The 22,203-nt window shown below is 35.3% G+C and carries 17 protein-coding genes and 1 riboswitch; of the genes, 1 reads left to right on the top strand and 16 read right to left on the bottom strand.

From position 1 onward, the window contains the following. Positions 1-48: 48 nt before the first annotated feature. The 12 genes from H1D32_RS04440 to nikA all read right to left on the bottom strand — a co-directional run bounded on the left by H1D32_RS04440 (position 49) and on the right by nikA (position 14,329). On the bottom strand, positions 49-1,005 hold the full coding sequence (locus H1D32_RS04440; RefSeq protein WP_261176981.1) for a carbohydrate ABC transporter permease: 957 nt from the start codon (positions 1,003-1,005) through the stop codon (positions 49-51). Between the two features lie 56 nt (positions 1,006-1,061). Further along, complete coding sequence (locus H1D32_RS04435; protein ID WP_261176980.1) at positions 1,062-2,354, bottom strand: ABC transporter substrate-binding protein; 1,293 nt, start codon at positions 2,352-2,354, stop codon at positions 1,062-1,064. A 71-nt stretch (positions 2,355-2,425) separates the two neighbouring features. After that, a complete protein-coding gene (locus H1D32_RS04430; RefSeq protein ID WP_261176979.1) occupies positions 2,426-4,531 on the bottom strand; it encodes an amylo-alpha-1,6-glucosidase in 2,106 nt (701 codons plus the stop codon). A gap of 54 nt (positions 4,532-4,585) precedes the next feature. Next, on the bottom strand, positions 4,586-5,452 hold the full coding sequence (locus H1D32_RS04425) for a Cof-type HAD-IIB family hydrolase (protein ID WP_261176977.1): 867 nt from the start codon (positions 5,450-5,452) through the stop codon (positions 4,586-4,588). A gap of 160 nt (positions 5,453-5,612) precedes the next feature. Next, positions 5,613-6,629: a LacI family DNA-binding transcriptional regulator gene (locus H1D32_RS04420; RefSeq protein ID WP_261176975.1), complete on the bottom strand. Its 1,017-nt coding sequence runs from the start codon at positions 6,627-6,629 to the stop codon at positions 5,613-5,615. Positions 6,630-7,224: 595 nt separating this feature from the next. After that, positions 7,225-8,583, bottom strand: a complete 1,359-nt coding sequence (locus tag H1D32_RS04415; RefSeq protein ID WP_261176973.1) for an MATE family efflux transporter — start codon at positions 8,581-8,583, stop codon at positions 7,225-7,227. Between the two features lie 3 nt (positions 8,584-8,586). Next, positions 8,587-9,081: a GNAT family N-acetyltransferase gene (locus tag H1D32_RS04410; protein ID WP_261176972.1), complete on the bottom strand. Its 495-nt coding sequence runs from the start codon at positions 9,079-9,081 to the stop codon at positions 8,587-8,589. A gap of 158 nt (positions 9,082-9,239) precedes the next feature. Next, a complete protein-coding gene (locus H1D32_RS04405) occupies positions 9,240-10,013 on the bottom strand; it encodes an ABC transporter ATP-binding protein (RefSeq protein WP_261176970.1) in 774 nt (257 codons plus the stop codon). A gap of 2 nt (positions 10,014-10,015) precedes the next feature. Then, a complete protein-coding gene (locus H1D32_RS04400; RefSeq protein ID WP_261176969.1) occupies positions 10,016-11,002 on the bottom strand; it encodes an ABC transporter ATP-binding protein in 987 nt (328 codons plus the stop codon). 10 nt (positions 11,003-11,012) lie between these two features. After that, positions 11,013-11,837, bottom strand: a complete 825-nt coding sequence (nikC, locus tag H1D32_RS04395; RefSeq protein WP_261176967.1) for a nickel transporter permease — start codon at positions 11,835-11,837, stop codon at positions 11,013-11,015. Beyond that, the gene (gene nikB / locus H1D32_RS04390; protein ID WP_396126144.1) at positions 11,837-12,778 is read right to left on the bottom strand and encodes a nickel ABC transporter permease; all 942 of its coding nucleotides are present in this window, start codon (positions 12,776-12,778) and stop codon (positions 11,837-11,839) included. The genes nikC and nikB overlap by 1 nt, the downstream gene beginning before the upstream one ends. After that, positions 12,779-14,329, bottom strand: coding sequence for a nickel ABC transporter substrate-binding protein (nikA, locus tag H1D32_RS04385; RefSeq protein WP_261176966.1), 1,551 nt, complete (start codon positions 14,327-14,329; stop codon positions 12,779-12,781). An 801-nt stretch (positions 14,330-15,130) separates the two neighbouring features. On the opposite strand from nikA, the gene H1D32_RS04380 reads away from it, so the two are divergent. Then, positions 15,131-15,475 (top strand): hypothetical protein, encoded by a 345-nt coding sequence (locus H1D32_RS04380; RefSeq protein WP_261176965.1) that lies wholly within the window; start codon positions 15,131-15,133, stop codon positions 15,473-15,475. 321 nt (positions 15,476-15,796) lie between these two features. Here the strand turns inward: H1D32_RS04380 and mgtE are convergent, their stop codons facing one another. From mgtE to H1D32_RS04360, 4 genes are all read right to left on the bottom strand, one after another. Next, positions 15,797-17,164, bottom strand: coding sequence for a magnesium transporter (gene mgtE, locus H1D32_RS04375; RefSeq protein WP_261176963.1), 1,368 nt, complete (start codon positions 17,162-17,164; stop codon positions 15,797-15,799). 258 nt (positions 17,165-17,422) lie between these two features. Continuing rightward, positions 17,423-17,589, bottom strand: a riboswitch (M-box (ykoK) riboswitch). Between the two features lie 987 nt (positions 17,590-18,576). Continuing rightward, positions 18,577-19,233, bottom strand: coding sequence for a response regulator transcription factor (locus H1D32_RS04370; RefSeq protein WP_261176958.1), 657 nt, complete (start codon positions 19,231-19,233; stop codon positions 18,577-18,579). Continuing rightward, positions 19,208-21,079, bottom strand: coding sequence for a histidine kinase (locus H1D32_RS04365; protein ID WP_261176956.1), 1,872 nt, complete (start codon positions 21,077-21,079; stop codon positions 19,208-19,210). Before H1D32_RS04365 ends, H1D32_RS04370 begins: the two co-directional genes overlap by 26 nt. 34 nt (positions 21,080-21,113) lie before the next feature. After that, positions 21,114-22,094 carry a substrate-binding domain-containing protein gene (locus H1D32_RS04360; RefSeq protein ID WP_261176955.1) on the bottom strand — a complete coding sequence of 327 codons (981 nt, stop codon included), beginning with the start codon at positions 22,092-22,094 and terminating at the stop codon, positions 21,114-21,116. Positions 22,095-22,203: the final 109 nt, after the last annotated feature.

Here is a 22,203-nt window from a genome sequence, read left to right as displayed (position 1 = left end):
AGGAGAAGAATATAACTTTTTATTTGAATGATCTAAGTTTGCCATTTATTATCTCCTTTCTCCCTCGTAGTAAACCCATAGTTTAGATGATTTAACAACTAAGAGTGTAAAGAATAAAACAATTACAAATAACACCCAAGCCAAAGCTGATGCATATCCCATTTGAAAATGCTCAAAGGCTTTTTGGAATAAATAAAAATTAAAGAACAAAGTTGAGTTTAAAGGGCCGCCCCCTGTCATTACGTAGGCTTCTCCAAAACTTTGAAGTGCTCCTATTATTCCCATTACTAAATTAAAGAATATTGTTGGCGTCAACATTGGAATTGTCACATATCTAAATCTATGCCAAGCATTTGCACCATCGATTTTAGCAACTTCATACAAGTAATTTGGAATACTATTTAAACCTGCTAACCAAATGACCATTCCACCACCGACACTCCATAAACTCATGATGATTAAAGAAGGTAATGCCCAATCTGGATCATAAATCCACTTTGGCCCTTGGATTCCGATATAACCTAAGATTGTATTGAACAATCCAATTTCTGGGTTGAAAATCCACATCCAAAGAACCATTACAGAAACACCACTAACAACAGCAGGAAGATAAAATATTGTTCTAAAAACTCTCATACCTCTTACACCTTGGTGTAATAACAAAGCAATTAATAAGGATGCAACCATACCGATAGGAACTGAAAATAATGAATAGATTAAAGTTACCTTGATAGATTGTTTGAAAAGTGGATCTTTAGTAAATGCATAAACATAGTTATCGAAACCTACCCACTTAGGCGACGTAAATAAGTCCCAGTTTGTAAAACTAAAGTACAATGATGCAATCATTGGTCCTCCAATAAAAAATAAGAACCCTAATATCCATGGGGAAATTAATAAGTAAAATGTCAGTGTTTCTTTACGACTGCTATTCCACCATGATTTCTTTCTATGGACAGACTGATTATCGTTTTTGTGTATGGGTTTCTTTTGATCAGTTGCCATTATATCACCTCAAATTAGGAATAGAGAGGTGAGGAAAATCCCTCACCTGCCCTTAATTATTTATCCTGTGCTTGTTTTAATAATTCATCTGCTTCTTTTGCTAATCTATCAAGTTCTTGGTTAATATCCATTTCGTAACCTAAGGTAATCTTCTCGAGTAATTCTTTAATAACCACCGCACCTGATTGAGCAAAATGTGGAGTTAATAGAGATGGTTTCGGACGTATATGCTCGTTTCCATCAGTAAATCCTTGATACACAGGTTTTGTTAACTGACCAGATTCCTCAGCTACAGATTGAACAGCGACAAATGCATGTTCCGCGAATTGTGAAGTTCCTTCTTTACCTGCTAAATATTTAAGATAATCCCAAGCAGCCGCTTGGTTTTTTGATTGAGAATAGATCCCATAACCTGCATATGCAATACTATTCCCTGCTCCTGCAGGTCCTTCTGGCAATGCTACCGTACCAAACTCTAAATTCGGATTATCTATATATCCAGCTGCTGGCCAACGACCATGGACACTCATAGCAACAATTTCAGAACCGAATAAGTTTACACCTGCGAAGGCTTCTCTATCTACGTCTGTTGGCGCAATGCTATCTTTAAAGTACATATCGTAATACATTTGCAAAGCTGTAGCCGTACCTTCACTGTTTAAATATCCTTCAAATTGAGTACCATCCTGGCTTATTAAATCTCCACCATATGCATAGATTAAAGGTAAAATTCTTGTAAGGTCAGTACCCGGTAACTGTACTCCCCATTGCGTAATACGATTTCCATCTTTTACCGTTAATTTTTTAGCAATTTCATAAAATTCTTCCCAAGTCCAACCTACCTCTGGGTGCGGAATCCCTGCTTCATCAAATAATCTTTTATTATAATAAACAGCTATATTACTGAAATCTTTAGGTAGTGTAAACAATTTACCATCAATTCTACCAATATTAAGTACTGTATCAATATAATCTGCTTCAGAAAATTCACTATCGCTATTAGTAAAAGTGGTTAAGTCAATAATTGCACCACGATCAGCATAAGTTCGAATGTCATCTTCTCCAATTTGAAAAATATCAGGTGCCACCCCAGAAGCTACTTGAGTTAAAATTCTTTGACCATAACCATCTGGTACAGATTCTACTTCGATTTTTATATTTGGATTTTTATCCATATACTCTTCTGCTAACCTTTGTTGAATCTGAAAAGCGTCTCCACCTTCCCACGTTCCAATACGTAATGTTATTTGATCACTGTCTTTACTTGAATCTGATGATGAACATCCTGTTAGTAAGATTAAAAACGCAAGCACTAAAACTGAAAACAATTTCCAAAAGTGGTTTTTCATTAATTTCCCTCTCCTTTTACTAATTTTATATTGAAGTAGACTTCTCCAAATTAGGATTATCTAACTCTCAATCAAATTTGTTTTTCTTCATTAATAATCGTTAATCCAGTGGTATTAGCCAATACCTCAAGTAAGACATACTCACCTTCTTTGATAAGCTGAACAGAAACATGTCCTTTTCCAATAGCAATATCCTTAACAGTTAACTTATTAACTGAGCTAGGTAAGGATGGTAAGAATTTAATTAAACCATTTGGCACATCAGGTTTAATTCCAAGCATTGCCTGAATCATGACTAAGGAAGTTCCTGCAGCCCAGGCTTGCGGTGAACACGCAACAGGATAATCAACAGGATATGGTTCCTCACTTTTGCTATAGCCACAGAATAATTCTGGGAGTCTATTGTATTCAAAATGATTTGCCGCATCTAATAGTCCTTGGATCACCTTCATCGCTTCTTCAGCATAACCTTGTTCTTTCATTCCTAAGAAGATAAGTGAATTATCGTGTGGCCATATAGAACCATCATGGTAACTCATTGGGTTATAGCGTGTAGAAGTTGAACTCATTGTTCTAATTCCATAACCAGTAAACATATCATCTGAAACTAATCTTGCTACAACCTTTTTCGCTTGTTCTTCATTTAATAGGTTGGACCACAAGCAATGGCCAGGGTTTGTTGTGACACTTTCAACCTTCTTTTTATGTTTATCAAGAGCGATTGCAACGAATTGTTCCTCTTCTAACCAAAATTCTTTTGCAAATTTCTTCTTTAGCTCTGCCGCTTCATTTGTAAGCTGTTCAGCTAAATCGATATCGCCAAACTCTCTAAAAATAGCTGCTAATTTAACTTTTGCGTCATATACATAACCTTGTACCTCTGCAATTGCGATTGGTGCTTTAGCAAATTCCCCATTACGGTGAACAACTGAATCACCAGAATCTTTCCATGCTTGATTAGCAATACCTTTACTCGATTCTTGATAATACTCAACAAAACCATCACTATCACGATCACCATACTGTTCTATCCACTGAATAGCATGTTTGATGTTTGGTAAAATTTGAGTGATCGTTTCTTTATCACCTGTCCATCGATAATACTCAACAGCAAGTACCAAAAACAGTGGAGTTGCATCGACTGTTCCATAGTATGGGGTATGAGGAATTTCATTATTATTTGCTAGTTCACCAAATCTAATTTCATGAAGTATTTTTCCAGGCTGCTCATCTCTCCATGAATCTAAATTTTTACCTTGATACTTTGCGAGAGTTTTCAAAGTTCCTTTTGCGATTTCCACATTGGCAACTAACATTTGAATAGCTGCTATGAGACTATCCCTTCCAAAAGGTACAGCAAACCAAGGGATTCCAGCTACTGGAAATGAACCTTCACCCAGATTAGTAAGAAGAGCTCTTAAATCATCTAAACTTCTCGAATATATGTCATTCAATAGTTTCGAATCTGATTCTATTTTTGTACTTTTAGCATTCCATTCTTTATAGCTCGATTCTAGTTGGTGAAGCGCTTTATCGAAAGGAACCTTCTCAGCAACACTTCCAATTACCGGAGTAATCAATACATCAACCGTTGTCGTGCTTTCAGGGCCTAATTCTAGTGTTAAACCTATTTCTCCCGCTTCTTCGATTAAGTCTGGTCTTGGTGAAATTTCTATCTTCGTTTGTCTAGTAATACCATCACTACCTTCGTACCCTAAAACAATGCCTTCTTTAATTACCTTATTCGGAGTACGTACCCCTGTTTTTCCACCTAGAAAACCGCGAACAATAAACATATCACTATAATCTGCAGCTACTTCAAATCTAGGCTTTAAGGTTACAGAGTGTGTATTATAATTTTCAAAGTAAATTCTTTCATAAAAAGCATCATTATAAATAAAACGCTTTCTTTTTATACCAATCGATTCCCGCCATAGTACGATATTGTCGTTTTCTTTCACTTCAGTATTCGTTAACCTGAAGGTTCCAACATAATTCTGTCTAGCTTCGGATGATAGAAGAACTAACTCTATTCCTTCAATCGATAATTTATAAGTGCTTAAAAACCTTGTGTCTTTCGTATATAATCCATATTCTGTAGATGTTGCTGAAGGTATATTTCCTGATTTATCAGAAAGAATAAATAAATCATTCTCCTTGATTACTCGATAATCCATTGACTTACCACCATTCTTTATAAATTTTATATTTCATTCTTCTTACTTACATTTTTATGAAAATATATTTTTCTCTAAGAAGCGAGCAACACCATCTTCTTCATGGTGAAAGGTGATATATTTTGCTGCCTTTTTCGCCTCATCAATACCGTTTTCCATTGCTACTCCATAACCAACATTTTCAAGCATATCTAAATCATTATCATTATCTCCAAAAGCCATCGTTTGTTCTGGTTTTATCCCATATAACTCAAGCACATCTTTTAGAGCATGCCATTTTGATGACGGTTGAAACATCGCTTCAATATAACCAGGTTTATTGATAATGTATATATCATTTGGTAATGTCTTCTCATGCTCCTTTGGATAAACATCGTCTAATTTGTTTAGAAATATTTCAAATTTAGTAATGTTATCGCCAATAAGACTAGAATAATCTCCTATAAAACTTGGACTTCTTTTTTCATTTTCGGACCAAGATTTTACGACTTCATCTTCATATAAACTGAAAAAGTCATCATCATAATGGGCAAGGATATTCCTAGATAAAGGCTTAAAGTGATCCAAAATCTTTCGTGCATTCTCTTTATTTATAGCTAATCTTTTAAATGCTTTTTGACCAACAAAATCGTATATTAATGCACCATTTGAACAAATCATGTATGTATCTAACCCTAATGCCTTATGATACATTACACTTGCTGCTGGTACTCTACCCGAGGCTAAGACCACCTTAATCCCTTGATTTAACGCCTTTAAAACAGCTTGCTTATTTCGTTCTGAGATAGTGCCATCTCTTTTAATAAAAGTTCCATCTAAATCAAGCGCTATCGCTTTAATATCTTTCATTCTTCCACCCCTAGCATTTTCTTTTGGTGTATGCATTCTATAAAATTGATCACTAAAAATTGGTACTATCATTTATCATTTTGCCACTTTAACTAAGGCCATATGTCCATGTCTTATGAAAAGCTTCAAAAACAGATCATTTATTAACCGAAACGTTTTGGATTTCTATTAAAATAAAAACCGAAACGTTTCGGTATATTTTGTTAAAACAACTCCCCCCATTCCGGGGAAGTTAACAATGTTTTTCAGCTGTTGTTTGCCTAATCACTAAGTGGTTATCAAGTACCTTTACTCGGGAACTATCTTTTGAATTTAAGATATTAATTAGTAGGTTAGCAGATTCATACCCCATTTTGTATTTATCCTGAGCAATTGTTGTGAGTGGTGGATTGACATATGATGCTAAAAGAATATCGTCAAATCCAACAACTGATAGATCACTAGGAATGTTGAGACCTAAATTTTTAGCTGCTTTCATTACACCCATTGCCATTAAGTCACTGGCACAAAAGATAGCAGTAATTTCAGGGAAATTCTTAAGTAGCTGAATAGTTACTTCTTCTGCGTTTTGTTCAGAAAATCCTCCGTCAACAACATAGTTTTCATTAAAAGGGATGTTGGCTTCACTTAACATTTTTTTATATCCTTGTAGCCTTCTTATACTAACTAATGCTTGATCGTGACCATTAACCATAGCAATATGACGATGACCATAATTATACAAATGCTTTACTGCCATTTGTGCCCCAAATTCATTGTCCGTTGTCACATACCCAACATTTTCACCCTGCATTTCAATATCTACAAGAACACACGGAATTTCACTATCAATGATCTCTTTCAAATAAGGATCATCTTTCTTCATACCTTGGAAAATAACACCCTCGACTTGTCTTTCACGGCAAAGTTGAGTATAACTCTTCTTTTTTTGTTTATCTGGATTTGTATTAAAGAGAATTAAATCGTAACCTAAGTCTCCAACACAATCATTTATTCCGCACATCACTTCAAAAGTGAAATTGTCTTTAACTCCTGAACGGTTAAGCTCAGAGACTAATAAACCTATTGTGTTTGTCTTATTCATCACAAGACTTCTTGCAAGTGTATTTGGACTATAGTTTAGTTGGTCAGCAACTTCTTTTATTTTCTTTCTTGTCTTTTCATTTACATCGTGATAGCCATTTAACGCTCTGGAAACAGTTGTCACAGATACCCCAGCAGCTTTAGCAATATCTTTAATCGTAGCCATGATCCAAACCTCCAAAACGTTTCGGATATTTCTTAATAACAACATTACTACACTTTTAAAACGTTTTCAATAGATCTTTTCATTTTTCTATAATATATTTTTTTTAGGATTGATACTTCCTTTAGGTGTTTTAAACTAGGGAATAATTATCGGGGGTTGCACTGTCACCAAAACAATAAATTTCTGAAGACTCGACTTTCTATATCAACAGATAGCCGATTCCTTTGACACGCTACGGTAACTTGGTGTACCACAGGCACCACTATGTTCTTTTGCATTGATGTAACTCGTCTTAGTAGCGATCATTTAAAGAGGATGGAGGCTTGCATGACCAAACACTTAAACTTTTGGCTGCTGGAAATTATAAATGAGGTATACTTATAAAACGGTCATAGGATCACTTATTTTCTTAAAAAAAAGCTCTTTTTTCTCAATTTTTGAACAAATAAAGGAACTCTGCAAATTCTACATGCAATATTAAAAAACGACCCCATTCCTTGCTTTAGCAAGAAACGAAGTCGTTATGTACGTTGGTTGGCGGAGACTAGCGGGAGCCTTCCACTAAAAAATTTTGGTTAAATATGCAATTAATTTCCTATCCAACACCATTCGTGAAACATTTACTTTTCAAGGAAAGTAAATAAGGCCATAAAAATATAGACCGAGCAAGCGAAAATAAGATAAACGCTAACCATAAGCCATGGTTGCCTAATATAGGAACAAACACATAATAGGAAATCAGAAAAATAAGTAAAGAAAGAATGATAGAATTCCTTAAAGGTCTACCCTCTGTTGCACCTGTAAATATCCCATACAATTGTAAACCCCAAAAGCTGACTAATGGAAATAATAACAGCCAATACATAAATTGATTAGCCATTAATAGAACTTCTTCAATTGATGTAAATAGCGGTAAGATCCAATCACTAAATAAGAGGAGGAGAAGTGTAAGAGTAACAGCTGCTATGCCTCCCCATTTTGCCGACATTTTTACTGTTGCATCATAAAGGTCAATCTGTTTGCCCCCCACCGCTCTACCAATTAAGATACTGCTAGCATTTGAAAATCCACTGATGAAATAGGCAAGAATAAGGTGCAATTGGTATAATATTGCGTTAGCCGCAAGCTCAACTTCCCCCATTTGTCCACTTTTTGATGTAAACATTGTAAAGACTGTCAGTAAACAAACAGTTCTAATAAACAAATCACGATTTACTTGGAGCATTTTTACGAACGGGCCATGTTGAAACAACTTCTTCCATTGTGTATTGAGATCTTTTGGAATCATGTTAAGCTTCCAGAGGATGACCAAACCTATCACAACCGAACTAATTTCTGCTATTAAACTAGCTAGAGCAACCCCTTGAACTCCAAGATTAAAATTTAATACAAAAACTACATTTAAAATAATATTTAAGACATTGATAAATATTTGTGAAAAAACCGTTATACGAATTTGTGATGATCCAACTAACCAACCAAGAATAACATAATTTATAAGGGCAAATGGTGCTCCCCAGATACGAATATCAAAATAATTAGCTGCTTGAACGTAAACACCTTCACTACTTTGAATGATCGAAAAGGCTACCCATTTTATTGGCGATTGAATCAGAAGGAAAAAGCAACCTAACATAGCCGCTAAAAGAAATGGTCTAATAAATGAGTAAAAAAGTTCTTCTCGGTTGTTAGCACCTTTCGCTTGAGCTGTAAATCCTGAGGTGCTAACTCGAAGAAAACCTAATAACCAATACAATTGTGAGAAAATTAAGCTACCTACTGCAACCCCACCAATAAAGACAGGGTCTGATAAATGACCTACGACTGCTGTATCAACCGCACCTAATAATGGTGTTGTTAGTGTTGAAATGATTAACGGAATAGCTAATGCTAAATACTTGCGATTAGTTAAGGCAGGACGATTATTCGAAAGGTCTACTGCTAATGTATTCAACACTTACAGTCCTTTTTCCATATGAACCGTTTCAAAAGGATCACCTTCATCAAGAATAATTGAAAAACCTTTTTTCCTCCAAAACGTGAATCCCCCTGGTAAAAACTTATGAGTATGGAGATACATTGTTTGATAGCCTGCTCGTTTTGAAAACTCTGTTGCCTTTTCAAAAAGTAAACTACCAATGCCTTGTCGCCGTTTATTTCGATCTGCATAACATTTGATTACTTCACATGTAGCATCCAAATCAAAACGCCCTCTAAGAGCTTTAATTCGGTTGTCATAACGGTCAATAGCTAAAGTTCCCACCACTTTCCCCTCAAAAAATGCCGCCAAAAATGTTGCATCTTTACGGTCTAAAAAGCGTTCTTTCATTTCCTCTAAATCTCGTAAAGATCTCTGACTTAGTGGGAATGGAAAGACTTCACCCATTGTACTAAGTAAGAAGTGGCTCACAGCCTCAATCTCAGTGTCGTTTACCTCTCGAACATCTATCATTTTTCAACACCTCTTTTACTAGGATGTTTTCTCCTAGTTTGCAATTAGTAGTAGTCACTCTAATTTCAAGGTATCAGGGGGCAGCTTTTATTATAATAATGAAATGAAATTGATCCCTAATAGCTTATTTTATTTCAAAAGAAGACCACATTAATTTTTTAATACGAATTAGCTTGAATTAGCTGCCGCGTGTATAAATTACGATCAGAATGCAATAATTGCTGCGTAGAAAACTGATCGACAATTTCCCCTTCTTTCATCACAATCATTTCATCACTCATATATTGAACGGCAGCAATATCATGACTTATAAATAAGTAAGACATCTCTAGGTCTTTTTTTAGTTCTTTTAACAAATTTAGTATTTGCGCCTGAATAGAAGCATCAAGGCTAGCCGTAGGTTCATCGCATATGATTAAATCTGGTCCTAAACTGATGGCTCTAGCTATGGCTACTCGCTGCTTTTGTCCACCACTTAATTCATGCGGATAACGCTTTAAAAAATCGCTTGAGAGACCAACCATCTCTAATAGTTTAATGGCTGTTTCTTCTCTTGAATGTCTAACATCAGCTAAAAAAGAAGGCTTTACTTTTTTAAAATTATCTAAAGGTTCCATCACAGAGGTGAAAATGGATAAGCGCTCATTTAGAGAAGATGTAGGATCTTGGAACACCATTTGGATATGCTTTCGCATTTGCCTTAGCTTTTCACCCTGAAGTGTATCTAGCCTTGATCCGTGGAAATAAATTGCCCCTTTATCTAGCTTCACAACAGATAGGATTGCGCGGGCAATTGTACTTTTTCCACTGCCACTCTCACCAACTAAACCCAAACATTCGCCAATTTTTATTTGAAAAGAAACGTCTTTAACTGCGTAGAATTGGTCCTGATACTTTTTTTCAACATGACAAACATCTAACAAAACACTCATTGTTACCGTACCTCATTGCAATAAAATTGTCGGTCAAACAAGTGACAAGAGACCCGATGATTAGCTTGTAAATAAACTAATTTTAGGTTACTCTCCCAACACTTTTCCACTCTACTCGGGCACCGATTTACAAATGGGCAACCTAGTTCCGAGACATTCCCTGGTTCTCCAGGAATTAATTTTAGTTCAGTAAACTCATTGGTTAACTGTGGTCTAGACTGTAGAAGTAAGCTTGTATACGGATGTTGGCCAACTATTCTAGTTGTTCCTTCTTCTACTAGATGTCCACCATACATCACTGCGATACGATCAGACCATTTCAACACTTCACCTAAATGGTGTGAAATTAATAAAACACCACATTTCAATTCACTTTGAAGATCTTTGATGAGTTCCAAAATCCGCTCTCCCGTTACAACATCTAACGCCGTAGTTGGCTCATCTGCAATTAACAAGGCTGGATGTAGCATCATTGCCATAGCAATAGCGACACGCTGCTTTTGTCCACCACTTAGCTCAAAAGGATAATTTTCAAACACTCTTGTTTCCGGAAGCTTCACACGCTGTAAAGCTTCTAAGGCACGTTCTCTTGCTTCCTTTTTCGTTATCTTTTCATGGATACGAAGTGTTTCTATCATCTGTTTTCCTATTTTAATAAACGGAGTTAGACTGCCGTTGTAATCTTGAAATATCATTGCCATATGTCTTCCACGCAATGGGCGTAGTCGTTGTTGAGGTAAATGATCAATTCTATTCCCTTGAAATGAGATTTCACCTTGATTTATTTCTAGTTGCCTTGGTAGTAACCCTAAAATAGCAGATGCAGTTATACTTTTCCCACTGCCGCTTTCACCTACAAGGCCAACCATTTCACCTGGGTTAATCGTTAAATCCAAGCTATGAAGCAATTGTTGCTTGTTTTGCTTATTTTTAATAGATAAACCTTTTATCTGCAACACAGGGCTTGTATCTATTAAACTAGTTCTCATTACGATCACCTCACGATCTATTCTTTATATCAAGCGCTTCTCTAAGACCATCGCCAATTAAGTTGAAACTAAGAACAACCATCATAATTGCCAAACCTGGATAAATCATCAAGGTAGGAACTGTTTGAAAATAAGGTCTTGCATCATTTAACATCGCTCCCCATTCAGGAGTTGGAGGTTGAGCTCCAATACCTAAGTAAGATAACGATGCAATAATTAAAATAATCTTTCCTAAATCTAAACTACCAACAATCGCCACTTGGGAAGCAATATGAGGAAATAAATGTTTAACAATAATTTTTGGATGACTTGATCCGTTCAGTTTTGCTGCAAGAATGTAGTCCTTCTCTTTTTCCGCTAGTGTACTACTTCGAACTAGCCGTGCATAGCTAATCCATTTTACGACAATGATGGCTATAACAACATTCTTCATATTGAGTCCTAAAAATCCTGCTATAGCAATTGCCAAAATAAAGTCAGGAAACGCAATTAACCCATCAACAATCCTCATCAAAATGGCGTCTAGTTTGCCTCCTACATACCCAGAAATTAAACCAATCGGAACACCTATAGAAAGAGCTGCTAATAGAACGAGTGTCGATAAGCCTAAGGTATATTTTGCCCCTTCAATTAGTCTAGAAAAAATACATCTTCCGAAAAAATCGGTTCCTAATGGGTACTGTAACGTCGGTCTAGCAAAACGATTTCCCATATTCATTTCAAATGGATTATTAGGAATGACAAAAGGACCAATTATTATTAACATCATAACGATTGATAAAATCAAAAATCCTGCTACTAACATCGGATCACGAAAAAACTCTTTCACAGTCACTAATGTCCACCCTTCCCGTAACGAATTCGAGGGTCTAGAAACCGGTAAGATAAATCTACAATTAAATTTACAAAAACAACGACAACCCCTGTAAAGAGAACGTACCCTTGAATTAGTGGATAATCTCGTTTAAACACCGCATCAACCACTAATTTACCTAATCCAGGATAAGAAAATAACACTTCGACAACCACTGATCCTCCTAATAAACTACCAAAGCTCATCCCAAACATAGTTATGACTGGTACCAAGGCTGAACGCAAGGCGTGAACTCGCAAAATTTGCCACTCACCTATACCTCTTGCCCGAGCAGCGCGAATGTATTCTTGAGAGTAGCTCTCTAATAGTCCTGCTCGAAGTAACCTAGCATAGACTGCGGCAAGACCTAGACCTAACGTAAAAGATGGAAGTATCAAACTCTTGATACCTCCATGTTCTAACGCTGGCAGAATTGCAAATTTCACCGAAAACAGATAAATCATAATGAGACCAAGCCAGAAGGTAGGAACACTTGCCCCAGCGAAAGCTAGTAACCTACTCAGGTGATCAATCCAGCGATTTTGATAAATAGCAGCAAGACTTCCTAAAAGTAAGGCGATACCCATCATTACTGCAAGGCCGCCCATAGTTAAAAACAAGGTCGGCATAATTCTACTGCCAATTTCTTTCGTTACAGGCTGTTGACTTACGAAAGATTTCCCTAGATCTAATCGAACTATATTTTTTAACCAATTTCCATATTGGATAAGAATTGGCTGATCAAATAAAAGTTCTTCTCTTAGACTTTCCTTTTCTTCAAAAGTGATGATTACTTCATCAACTTGTAGCATTGTCCAAATAGGGTCACCCGGTGCAAGCTTCATCAAGCTAAACGTAATTATTGTTAGCATAAAGATAACAAACACCATTTGCCCTAGTCTGGCAAAGATAATTTGAATCACCTATTTCACATCCAAAGTATTTGTAAGTAAATAATATTCCTCTGCACCTGGCTTCCAATTGATCACCCGTTCATTTACACCGACAACAATGTGTGGATAAACAATAAAGGATTGTGGTACCTGTTCTTGAATTATTTCAACACCGCGACTCTTCAACTCGTTCCGAGTGAATTGATCACTCGTTGTATTAAGTACCTCAATAAGCGAAGTAAGCTCTGGGTTATCAATCTGCCCAGGATTTAACGAAGCAGCAGGAAGATAAGCTACGTTAAAGAAATATCCTCCATCTCCACGAGGAGTTGTTAAAATACTATAAGTAACCATATCCCACTCATCTTGGTTTTCGAATAAATAGCTATCCACATTCTCAACAACAACTATGTCTATTTCAATTCCTACTAAAGATGCTTCTGCAAGAAGATATTGGGCCATAAGAGGCAGTTCTGGGCGTCCTTGATATGTCGCTAGTTTTAAAGATAAAGTTTGGCCATCCTTTTCCATCAACCCTTTTGCGTTTAGGTGATAACCTGCTTCTTCTAATAAAGCTTTAGCCTTGTCAGGATCAAAGGCAGTTATCTCTTTTGGACTCCCAAAAGGTAGGTTCTTGTTAAATGGACCATTTGCCTCAGTTGCGTGACCATTCATAAGATCCTTTGCAATTACTGGACGATTTATTAACATATCTAATGCTTGGCGTACTTTTACATCTTTCATCGTTGCTTTATTATTGTTGTAAAGAATAAAATGCGCGCGAAGACTTGGAATTGACTCAATTCTTAAGAAATCTGACTTCTCAATTATCTCTATGCTTTCAGTAGGAATATGGTAGGCAATGTCCGCATCTTTTGACTGTAAACTTAACGAACGAACATTTCCGTCAGAGTTAAACTTAACAGTTGCTTTCTCTAACTTAGCCACCCCATCCCAATACCCCTCAAAACGTTCCAACTGTATTTGGACATCTTGAATATATGATGTCACTTTAAAAGGTCCAGTACCAATTGGTGCATGCTCAATGTTCTCAGCATTCACTTGAATAACTGAGGCATTTGTATGTACTAGTTCAGAAATAAACGCTGGGTACTCATCGGTTGTTTTAAACGTTACTTGCTGACCATCTGCCTCAATAGACTCAATCTTTAAAAGGGATTGAAGTGCTTTACTTACCTCAATCGCTCTTTCAAATGAAGCTTTAACCGCCTCTCCATCAACAGGTAGCCCATCGTGGAACGTAACTCCTTCTCTCACCTTAAACCTCCATGTTTTACCATCTATTTGTTCCCAACTTTCGGCAAGCCAAGGCTTAATTTCTAGATTTTCATCAATTTTTACTAACGTCTCAGTAATTCCTGCTCTCACCGTAATGGACTCTGTGTGAGGATCTAGGCTACCAGGGGCAAAACTATACAGTAACGTAACCGACTTTGGTTCAGTCCCTGTCCCCTCTTCAGAAGCTTTTGTCTTCGTTTCAGTAACCTCAGACACTTTAGAACAGCCCATTGTTATAAAAAAAATAGCTATGAAAAACAACACTAAATTATACTTTTTCAATAGTAACCTCTCCTTTAAATCAAAATAATTACGATTTACAAATCATAATGATTACGATTTTTCTCTATTACAAAATATAATCAATTTATACAAATCTGTCAAACTAATTAGTTAGAACAATATTTTTGTAACATAGAAAAAAATGTACAGTACCTTATTCTTTTACTCATTTCGATAACTGAGCAGATAAGATGCCACCAAACATAGTGCAATACATTATGCTCTTTGAAAACAACAGTCTATGGGAAAACAGCCTGGTCTAAGAAAGCTATGATATCATCGTCACTTTCAAACATGCAGTCACTACATTTGACCTTAATGGCATATGTAACTTTTAAAGGAAAAGATAAGGTAACTGTAATCTTAGAATGATCAACTTTTAGAGTTCTAGTCACGATCTAATCAGTTATATTTCTTTCCCTTAATCATTTCTTGCACAAGCAATCTATGACTTTTTGAGACTGGTATGGAGTAAAATAATTTATAGTTGGCATTATGTTCGCAAAATACACAACACACTTTATATTTTTCATCTTTAATTGAAGCTATGTGTGGTGTGTTGAGATATTGTAATCCATGTTTAATATGGTGTTTACAAACTACTAACAAGCTTATCCCCTCCATTTTTCAAGCTTACTCTGTTAAAAAGTTCAGATTTACTTAGGTAAATTTACCACAGTTCGTTGATAATGATAATTGTTTTCAACTAAAAACCTAATTTTTACACACTTCCCTGTCTATAAATTACTAATTTACTCTTCAAGAGGGAACAATGAACAATGAAAGAAAGGAGGGATTTTTATGGCGGAAAAAGATCACCACGTTCACACGAATCATAACCATAAACATAGTATCGCATGTGGACATACGAAAATAAGGCATAATGACCATATTGATTATATTCATAATGGACATTTGCATCACGAACACGAAGGGCATTGGGACGAGTGTACAATCGAAGTTTCTGAGGTCAATCCTGCAGAATGTAAACCAATGAATTGTGGTTGCAATCACGAAGAAGATTGTGGACATGAAATGGTCCCCCATGGAGACCATTTCGATTATTTAGTTAACGGTAGACTGCATCATGTTCATGGTGACCATTGTGATGACCATGGTCCGGTTGAGTTGATTACAGTTATGTAAGGTCATTTAGTGGCTCCTATTAAGGGGCCTCAGAGTGTCTAGAGACCCCCTGTTAAAAAAACAGAGGGTTTCTTATATAGGTTGAAGACTTAATTTTTTTATAGAAAAAAGAAAACTAAATGAGGCAGTGGGAAAATGAATTTGTCTCACTGCCTCATTTAGTCTTCAAACGTCACGCTATGCGCGAAGAGTCAAGCTTGGCTGGTATCTGTATTGTAATAAAAGTGGCTGTTGAGACTTCCTCAACAGCCTGAGGCACCTATTAAAGTGCCTCTTTTAAATTGCATTTTTTTGTCTTAAACTTAGTCGTTAACCAATATATTATTGAGGTAAATAATCTAATAAGGCTGTTGCGATTGAGAAGTAAATAATTAATCCCATAATATCATTTATAGTTGTGATAAATGGGCCTGACGCAACTGCAGGATCGATTTTTAACTTATTAATAATTAAAGGAACTGTAGCTCCAACCATGGTAGAGAAGCTGAGAGTGAAAAATAAGGAAACACCCACAATAGCAGCTAGTATTAATCCACCATCGTATAAAAACGGAATAATAATTAGCAATGTAATGGCACAAATTAGCCCGAGCATAAGTCCAGTTCCAAATTCGCGCTTCAGCATTTTCTTAACAGATGATCCGTCAACAGATCCCAACGCTAATCCACGTACAACTACTGCTAAAGCCTGTGTACCGGTATTTCCTGCTGAGTCCATAATTAACGGAATAAATACCGCTAATATAATGACTGCTTCTAGGGTTTCCTCAAATTCTCCAATTACACCAGCGGTTACCAGCCCTAAAAACATTAGCATGATAATCCATGGTGCGCGTTTCTTAGCTGCAGCAAAAGCAGTAACATTGGCATCAATGGAACCTCTAACAGCTGAAATCTCACCAAAATCTTCCTCTGTTTCTTCCTCAACAACATCCATAATATCATCAACTGTGACAATCCCAACAAGCATTCCTTGAGCAGTTACTGGAATGGCAAGGAAATCGTATTTTTTCATTATCCTTGCCACTTCTTCTTGGTCCGTGTGTGTTTCAACCGATCTAACCCTTGAAAGCATAACTTCTTCAATACTTTGATCTAAAGGTGAAACAATTAAATCTCTTAATGATACAACTCCTACTAATTTCAACTGCTCATCAATAACGTAAAGGTAGTAAATTGTTTCTGCTTCAGGTGCCTCTAACCGTAGGCGGTTCATAACGTTCCCAACGGTATCTGATGATGCCACGGATATATACTCTGTCGTCATAATTGCACCGGCTGTTTGGTCATCATACTTTAATAGGTGGATTACTTCCGCGGCTTCATCCTTATCCATTTGACTCAAATACAATTCTTTCGTGCTTTCGGGAAGCTCTGCAAAAAAGTCAGCTATGTCATCGTAAGGCATATTATTGATAACATCGATAGCATAGTTCTGTTGCAATTCTGAGATATACAATTTTTGCTTACTAACTTCCAGCCCTTGAAATATCTCCGCAAACTCGTCAGGTTTCACAAATTTATAAAAAACAGCACGCTGTTTTTTGGTTACTGAATTTAAGATGTCTATTTGATCTGTAGGATGTAATTCAAAAAAAAGTTCTCTAAAATCAGTCATATTTTGGTCAATAATTGTTTGAATGATGTGATTTTGATAAGTTTCACGAGTTTGTTGGTCTAATTTTACCATGGCACTTCCTCCTAATTGGAATTCAGCAGACCTAACACCAGAGGTGTAGAAATGGAACTCCTCAATATCTTAGTAATAGTTTGTATTAAGTTAGTTTGTTTTATCAAAAAGTTGTTATTTGTCCTACTATCCGAGTCACTATCCATTTCCCCACCTCCGATTTCTTTGAAACGTAAAAAAACACCTTCACGAATGAAGGTGTTTGATGCGCAACAAAAATACAGTGTATAGACCTATAAATAGGCAACACAAATAAATACTTTCCCTCCATTCGTAGAGCTTTAGCACTGTGCGGCATAGGAATAGTTCCAGCTACGTTAAAAACCACCTTAATTCGATGGTTCCTGTTGACCCATTGGCGTCTTTCGACATTTTTGGGCAGCAGCATATCTCCAGCACAGGAGCCTCACCTAACGAGGTATTTAATTCTATATTGAGGTTAACGGAATCATTACGATTTGTCAACATATATTTTCATGAAAAATAAATCATTTGCAGTAAACTTTGTAGCCGTTCATAGCTGACTCCGTTTAAAACATTAGACATTTTTTGTCTTTGACATCATCTTACTAACCAATGAAATTCTTGTCGACGATCTTCCAGTGCTTCTCAATAATTTTTATTGCTGCGAAAGCTGTTCTTTCACTTAATGATTGATTTGAAAACTTATGAACAATTCTCATAACAGTTGTGTGAATTCGCTTTCGCCAAAATTATTTCATATCTATATGATACAAATTTTATCTAATGGCTCTTCTAAAATATTGTTGCTAATAGTTTTAGGTCGTAACCAAACGAATGCTTGGTTACGACCTAAAAGCCACAAAGTTTTTGAAAAAGCCTATCTAATATATTACTTAAAGCGATGTATATATCACTTTCACCACTCACCACTATATGCTCTTGCTGCTAATGTAGTAATAATTACGGTAATCGGTTTCGGTTTGTCATCACCAAACATAATATCTCGATATCTCTTTAATATTTGTATACAACTCTGAAAGGACTTGTTTATATAATGGTACTTTGTACACTTGAGCGTGACTGTGGGCTTTAAGACCAGCACTGTAAACTTCCAATCACCTAGAGCAGATTGAAGATCACTCAGTTAAAATTCTCTTTCTTTGATAAGAAAAGGATAAATGGCCGACCAATCTAAACAAGATTAGTCGGCCAAAGAATTGTCGAATACTTTTAGGGCGAGTATTCATTATCTAGTTTGTATTATATTTATAAAAATATCCCCTGACTAGAAGGATATTATATAAACTTAGGAACCATTCACGCTTAAATATTACTATTTGAGTGAATTTCAATTTATAACCTAGCTAGGCAATCTAATATAGTTACGAATGGTTTTTATCCAACTACATTTAGAACTTAGTAGTGAAAATAATGAATTTGGAAATTTATTAATCCATGTTTGTTAATAATTCTGTTTTCAAAGCATACTTAACTAGGTCCGACTTTTTCTTTGCACCAATCTTATCCATTAATCTTGCCTTATAAGTTTCTACAGTTTTAATACTAATAAAAAGCTCTGTCGAGATTTCCTTTTGTGTATAACCTAGAGCTATGAGCCTTAAAACCTCTTTTTCTCTTTGACTAAGTAGATCATCTTCAACACTAGTGTTTATATCTATATTTTGTTCTTTAGGTTTACCATATAAACTAGGAATTAAAGTTGGATAAATATAGTGTTCGCCTCTAATTACTGTCTTGATTGCAGTAATTAGTTCTGTATCTACAGCTCTTTTTAACACATACCCAGAAGCACCTGCATTAAGACCCTCTTTCAAATATGCCTCATCTGAATACATTGTTAAAATTAATATTTTCACATCAGGATTTTTGGCCATAATTTCTTTTGTTGCTTCAATACCATCTTTTTCAGGCATATTAATATCCATTATGATGATATCCAGATTAGTTCGACACGCTTTTTCGATGGCGGTCTTCCCATTATCAGCCTCAGCAACAACTTCAAAATTTTCTTCTGCTAGAATAATAGTTTTTAAACCGGAACGAAATACAGGATGATCATCAACTAGCATGATTCTGACTGTCAAGTATATCTCCCCCCTCAGGTTTTAACGGAATTTTAACCATAATTACTGTACCTTGATCACGTTCAGATTCGATGTTAAGCGTCCCACCTAATAAAGAAACTCGTTCCTGCATTCCTCTAATACCTAAATTGTATTTTGAAGGGTCTTTATTTAACACTGCTTCAATATTAAAACCTACACCATCATCTTCAATAATGACTGAAATGATGGATCGATTTTTCATAATTATAACGCTTACTGATGTAGCATTGGAATACTTCAAAATATTCGTTAATGACTCTTGAACAACCCGAAAAATGGCTGTCTCTATCTCTGGTCTTAGTCTATCCGTCTCAATTCCGTTAATTATTAAATCAAACTCTGCCGGAAATTTCTTTTTAAATTCTTCAATATACCGTTCAATTGCTACTTTTAGACCGAATTTATCAAGGATGCTCGGTCTTAACTGCCAAGCTAATTCATGTACCTCTTCAATCGTATTATGGGTTAGTTCTCTTAATTTTTTTATCTCATTTTTTCTGACTTCATCTGATGGGGATTCTTGTAAGACTTTTAAACCTAATAAAATCGATGAAAGGGAATGACTCGTTTCATCATGCAGCTCTCTTGCAATTCTCTTCCTTTCCTCTTCCTGCACGGTCATTACTTTTTCTAAAAGCATTTCACGGATTTTTTCCTTCTTTTTCAGCTCTTGCCAAAGTTGAATATTCTCAATGGTTACTGAAAGTTGATTTCCGATCGTTTTTAAGATTTTTACCGAATAAGGATCCAATTCTTTCGTATTACATATTTGTATTTTCCCTACATATTGATCTTTCACTAATAATGGAAAAGTATTATTTACTTTAGCCTCCTCGTTTTCACATAAACATCTTGGTTCCTTGATTTCTGCCTCATTACTATACATGTCTAAAAAACACTTTTCCTTTGAATCAGAAATCACTTCGATTTGATCTCCTATTTTTATTTGAATAAATGCACTATTTAATGAAAGTTCATGTACGATTTTCTGAACAAACTTTTGCAAAACCTTTTTCATTTCATCGATTGATGTTATATTTGCTGAAATACTGTTTAATAGAGTTAATTCTCGATTCCTAGTTAATATTTCTTTAAAATATTCTTCTTTTTCATTTCTTTCTTTTTCGAGATTCCCAAGCATTGAATTAAAAGAATGTGTTAGTTTTCCAATCTCATCATTCGGAAAATTACTTATTCTTGAACTGAAATCACCTATTGCCACTTTTTTAGTTAAACCCACTAATTTTGTAATTGGAAATGTAATGATCCTTGTTAATCCCAAAACAATTACAACAGATACAATTAATACAAAAAACATAATCGTAAATATATGTTTCGTTACATCGACTAACGCTTTGTTCAAAGAATCATTTCGTAAACCTACTCTTGCAGTTCCACCCAACCCCTTTACGACTGGAACTGCAACATCACGAATTATTCCTTTCTCAGAGTTAAATAAAACTAAATTTACATTGTCGTTATTATCTACTTTATTATATAATTTGAGCTCGTCACTTAACATTTGATTTTCATAAGTATGAACAAGTGGTTTCCCACGTTCATTTAGAATAAAAACATATTCAATGTCTTTATTATTAGCTTTCGTATCATTTACAAGTTTTTGTAGGGCATAAATATTATTTGTCAACATAAGGTCACTACTTTTTGCCGCTACATCACTACCGATTGATTTTACCCTATCATCTAACTGTTGAGATAACGTCTCAGTGATTGACATTCTTATTGCAAATAAACTAAAAACTGTCACTAAAGTAATTACAATGAAAACCATTCCATAAATTTTAATGTGGATGGAAGCCCCCAAAAAAAGCTCCAGTGTTTTCTTTTAATATTCATAGTTATTCACCCATTAAATTTAATACGTTTCTTATTGGTTCATAGTTCTCTTGGTTAATGACTACAAATTCTTCAATCATTAATTCTTGTAAGATTATTTTCCCAGCAGGATCATCTTTTAAAGATAAGATTAAATCCTTTAATTCTTTTTTTAAATTGGGATCAATTTTATGTGAAACAACTATTGGCGGTGCTCCTGCCAACGGCCCCTTATCTATAACTCTAATTTGCTTAGCATCTTCATTTTCAATTTCTACTAACATGTCGAAGGTAATTCCATCAACCGTTGCAGCATCAACAGCACCTCTCGCTACTGCTTTTACTGAATAGTCATGACTGTACGTATAAAATGTTTCATCAAAAAATGTATCTTCTGAATATCCGTAATCATCGAGCATCCCTAATAATGCTAACTTACCTGAATATGAATAAGGATCAACAAAAGCAAAATTTTTCCCTCTTAAATCTTCAATTGAGTATATATCACTATTAATATGGGTAATGATATATGCTTGATAATGATCATTTCCATTAATCTTAGTAGTTGCAATATCTAGTACATATCCCTCTTCCTTACCGATAACATAGGAAAGTGAACATATAAAAGCTAAATCAACATCCCCATCTTTTAATAACTGATTAATTTCATCATACGTCTGTCTTTGAATAACAGTAATCGGTTTGTCAATTTTTCTTTCAATATATTTAATTAATAATTCATATTTATATCGCGTTTCTTCTGGAGAAACAACAGAGGCAAAAGCAACTTTTACTGTAGCGTCGTTTTCTTCTTCAACAAAGACTTCTGCTGTATTTTTTTCGACTAAATGAATAAACTCTAACTCGGGCGTTTTATCACATGCTACTAATATAAATAAATAGAATAGGAATAAATATTGTGTTTTAATAATGTTCACCTCATTTAACATGGTAATGTAGACGCAATTCCAAAAGTTAAGCTCATACAGTTCAAGTATTAACAATTAAAATAATCCACAAAACTAATATACCTTTATTTAAGTTACTTTTGCTGATTTCTCGTTAATTGTCATTAAACGTTTATAAATAACAGCACCTTAGATGAGTAAATTT

Source organism: Anaerobacillus sp. CMMVII (genome assembly GCF_025377685.1).
In the GTDB taxonomy this organism is placed as follows: Bacteria; Bacillota; Bacilli; order Bacillales; family Anaerobacillaceae; genus Anaerobacillus.
The sequence above is the reverse complement of the archived record's forward strand: the minus strand, read 5'-3'. Positions and strand labels throughout refer to the sequence as shown.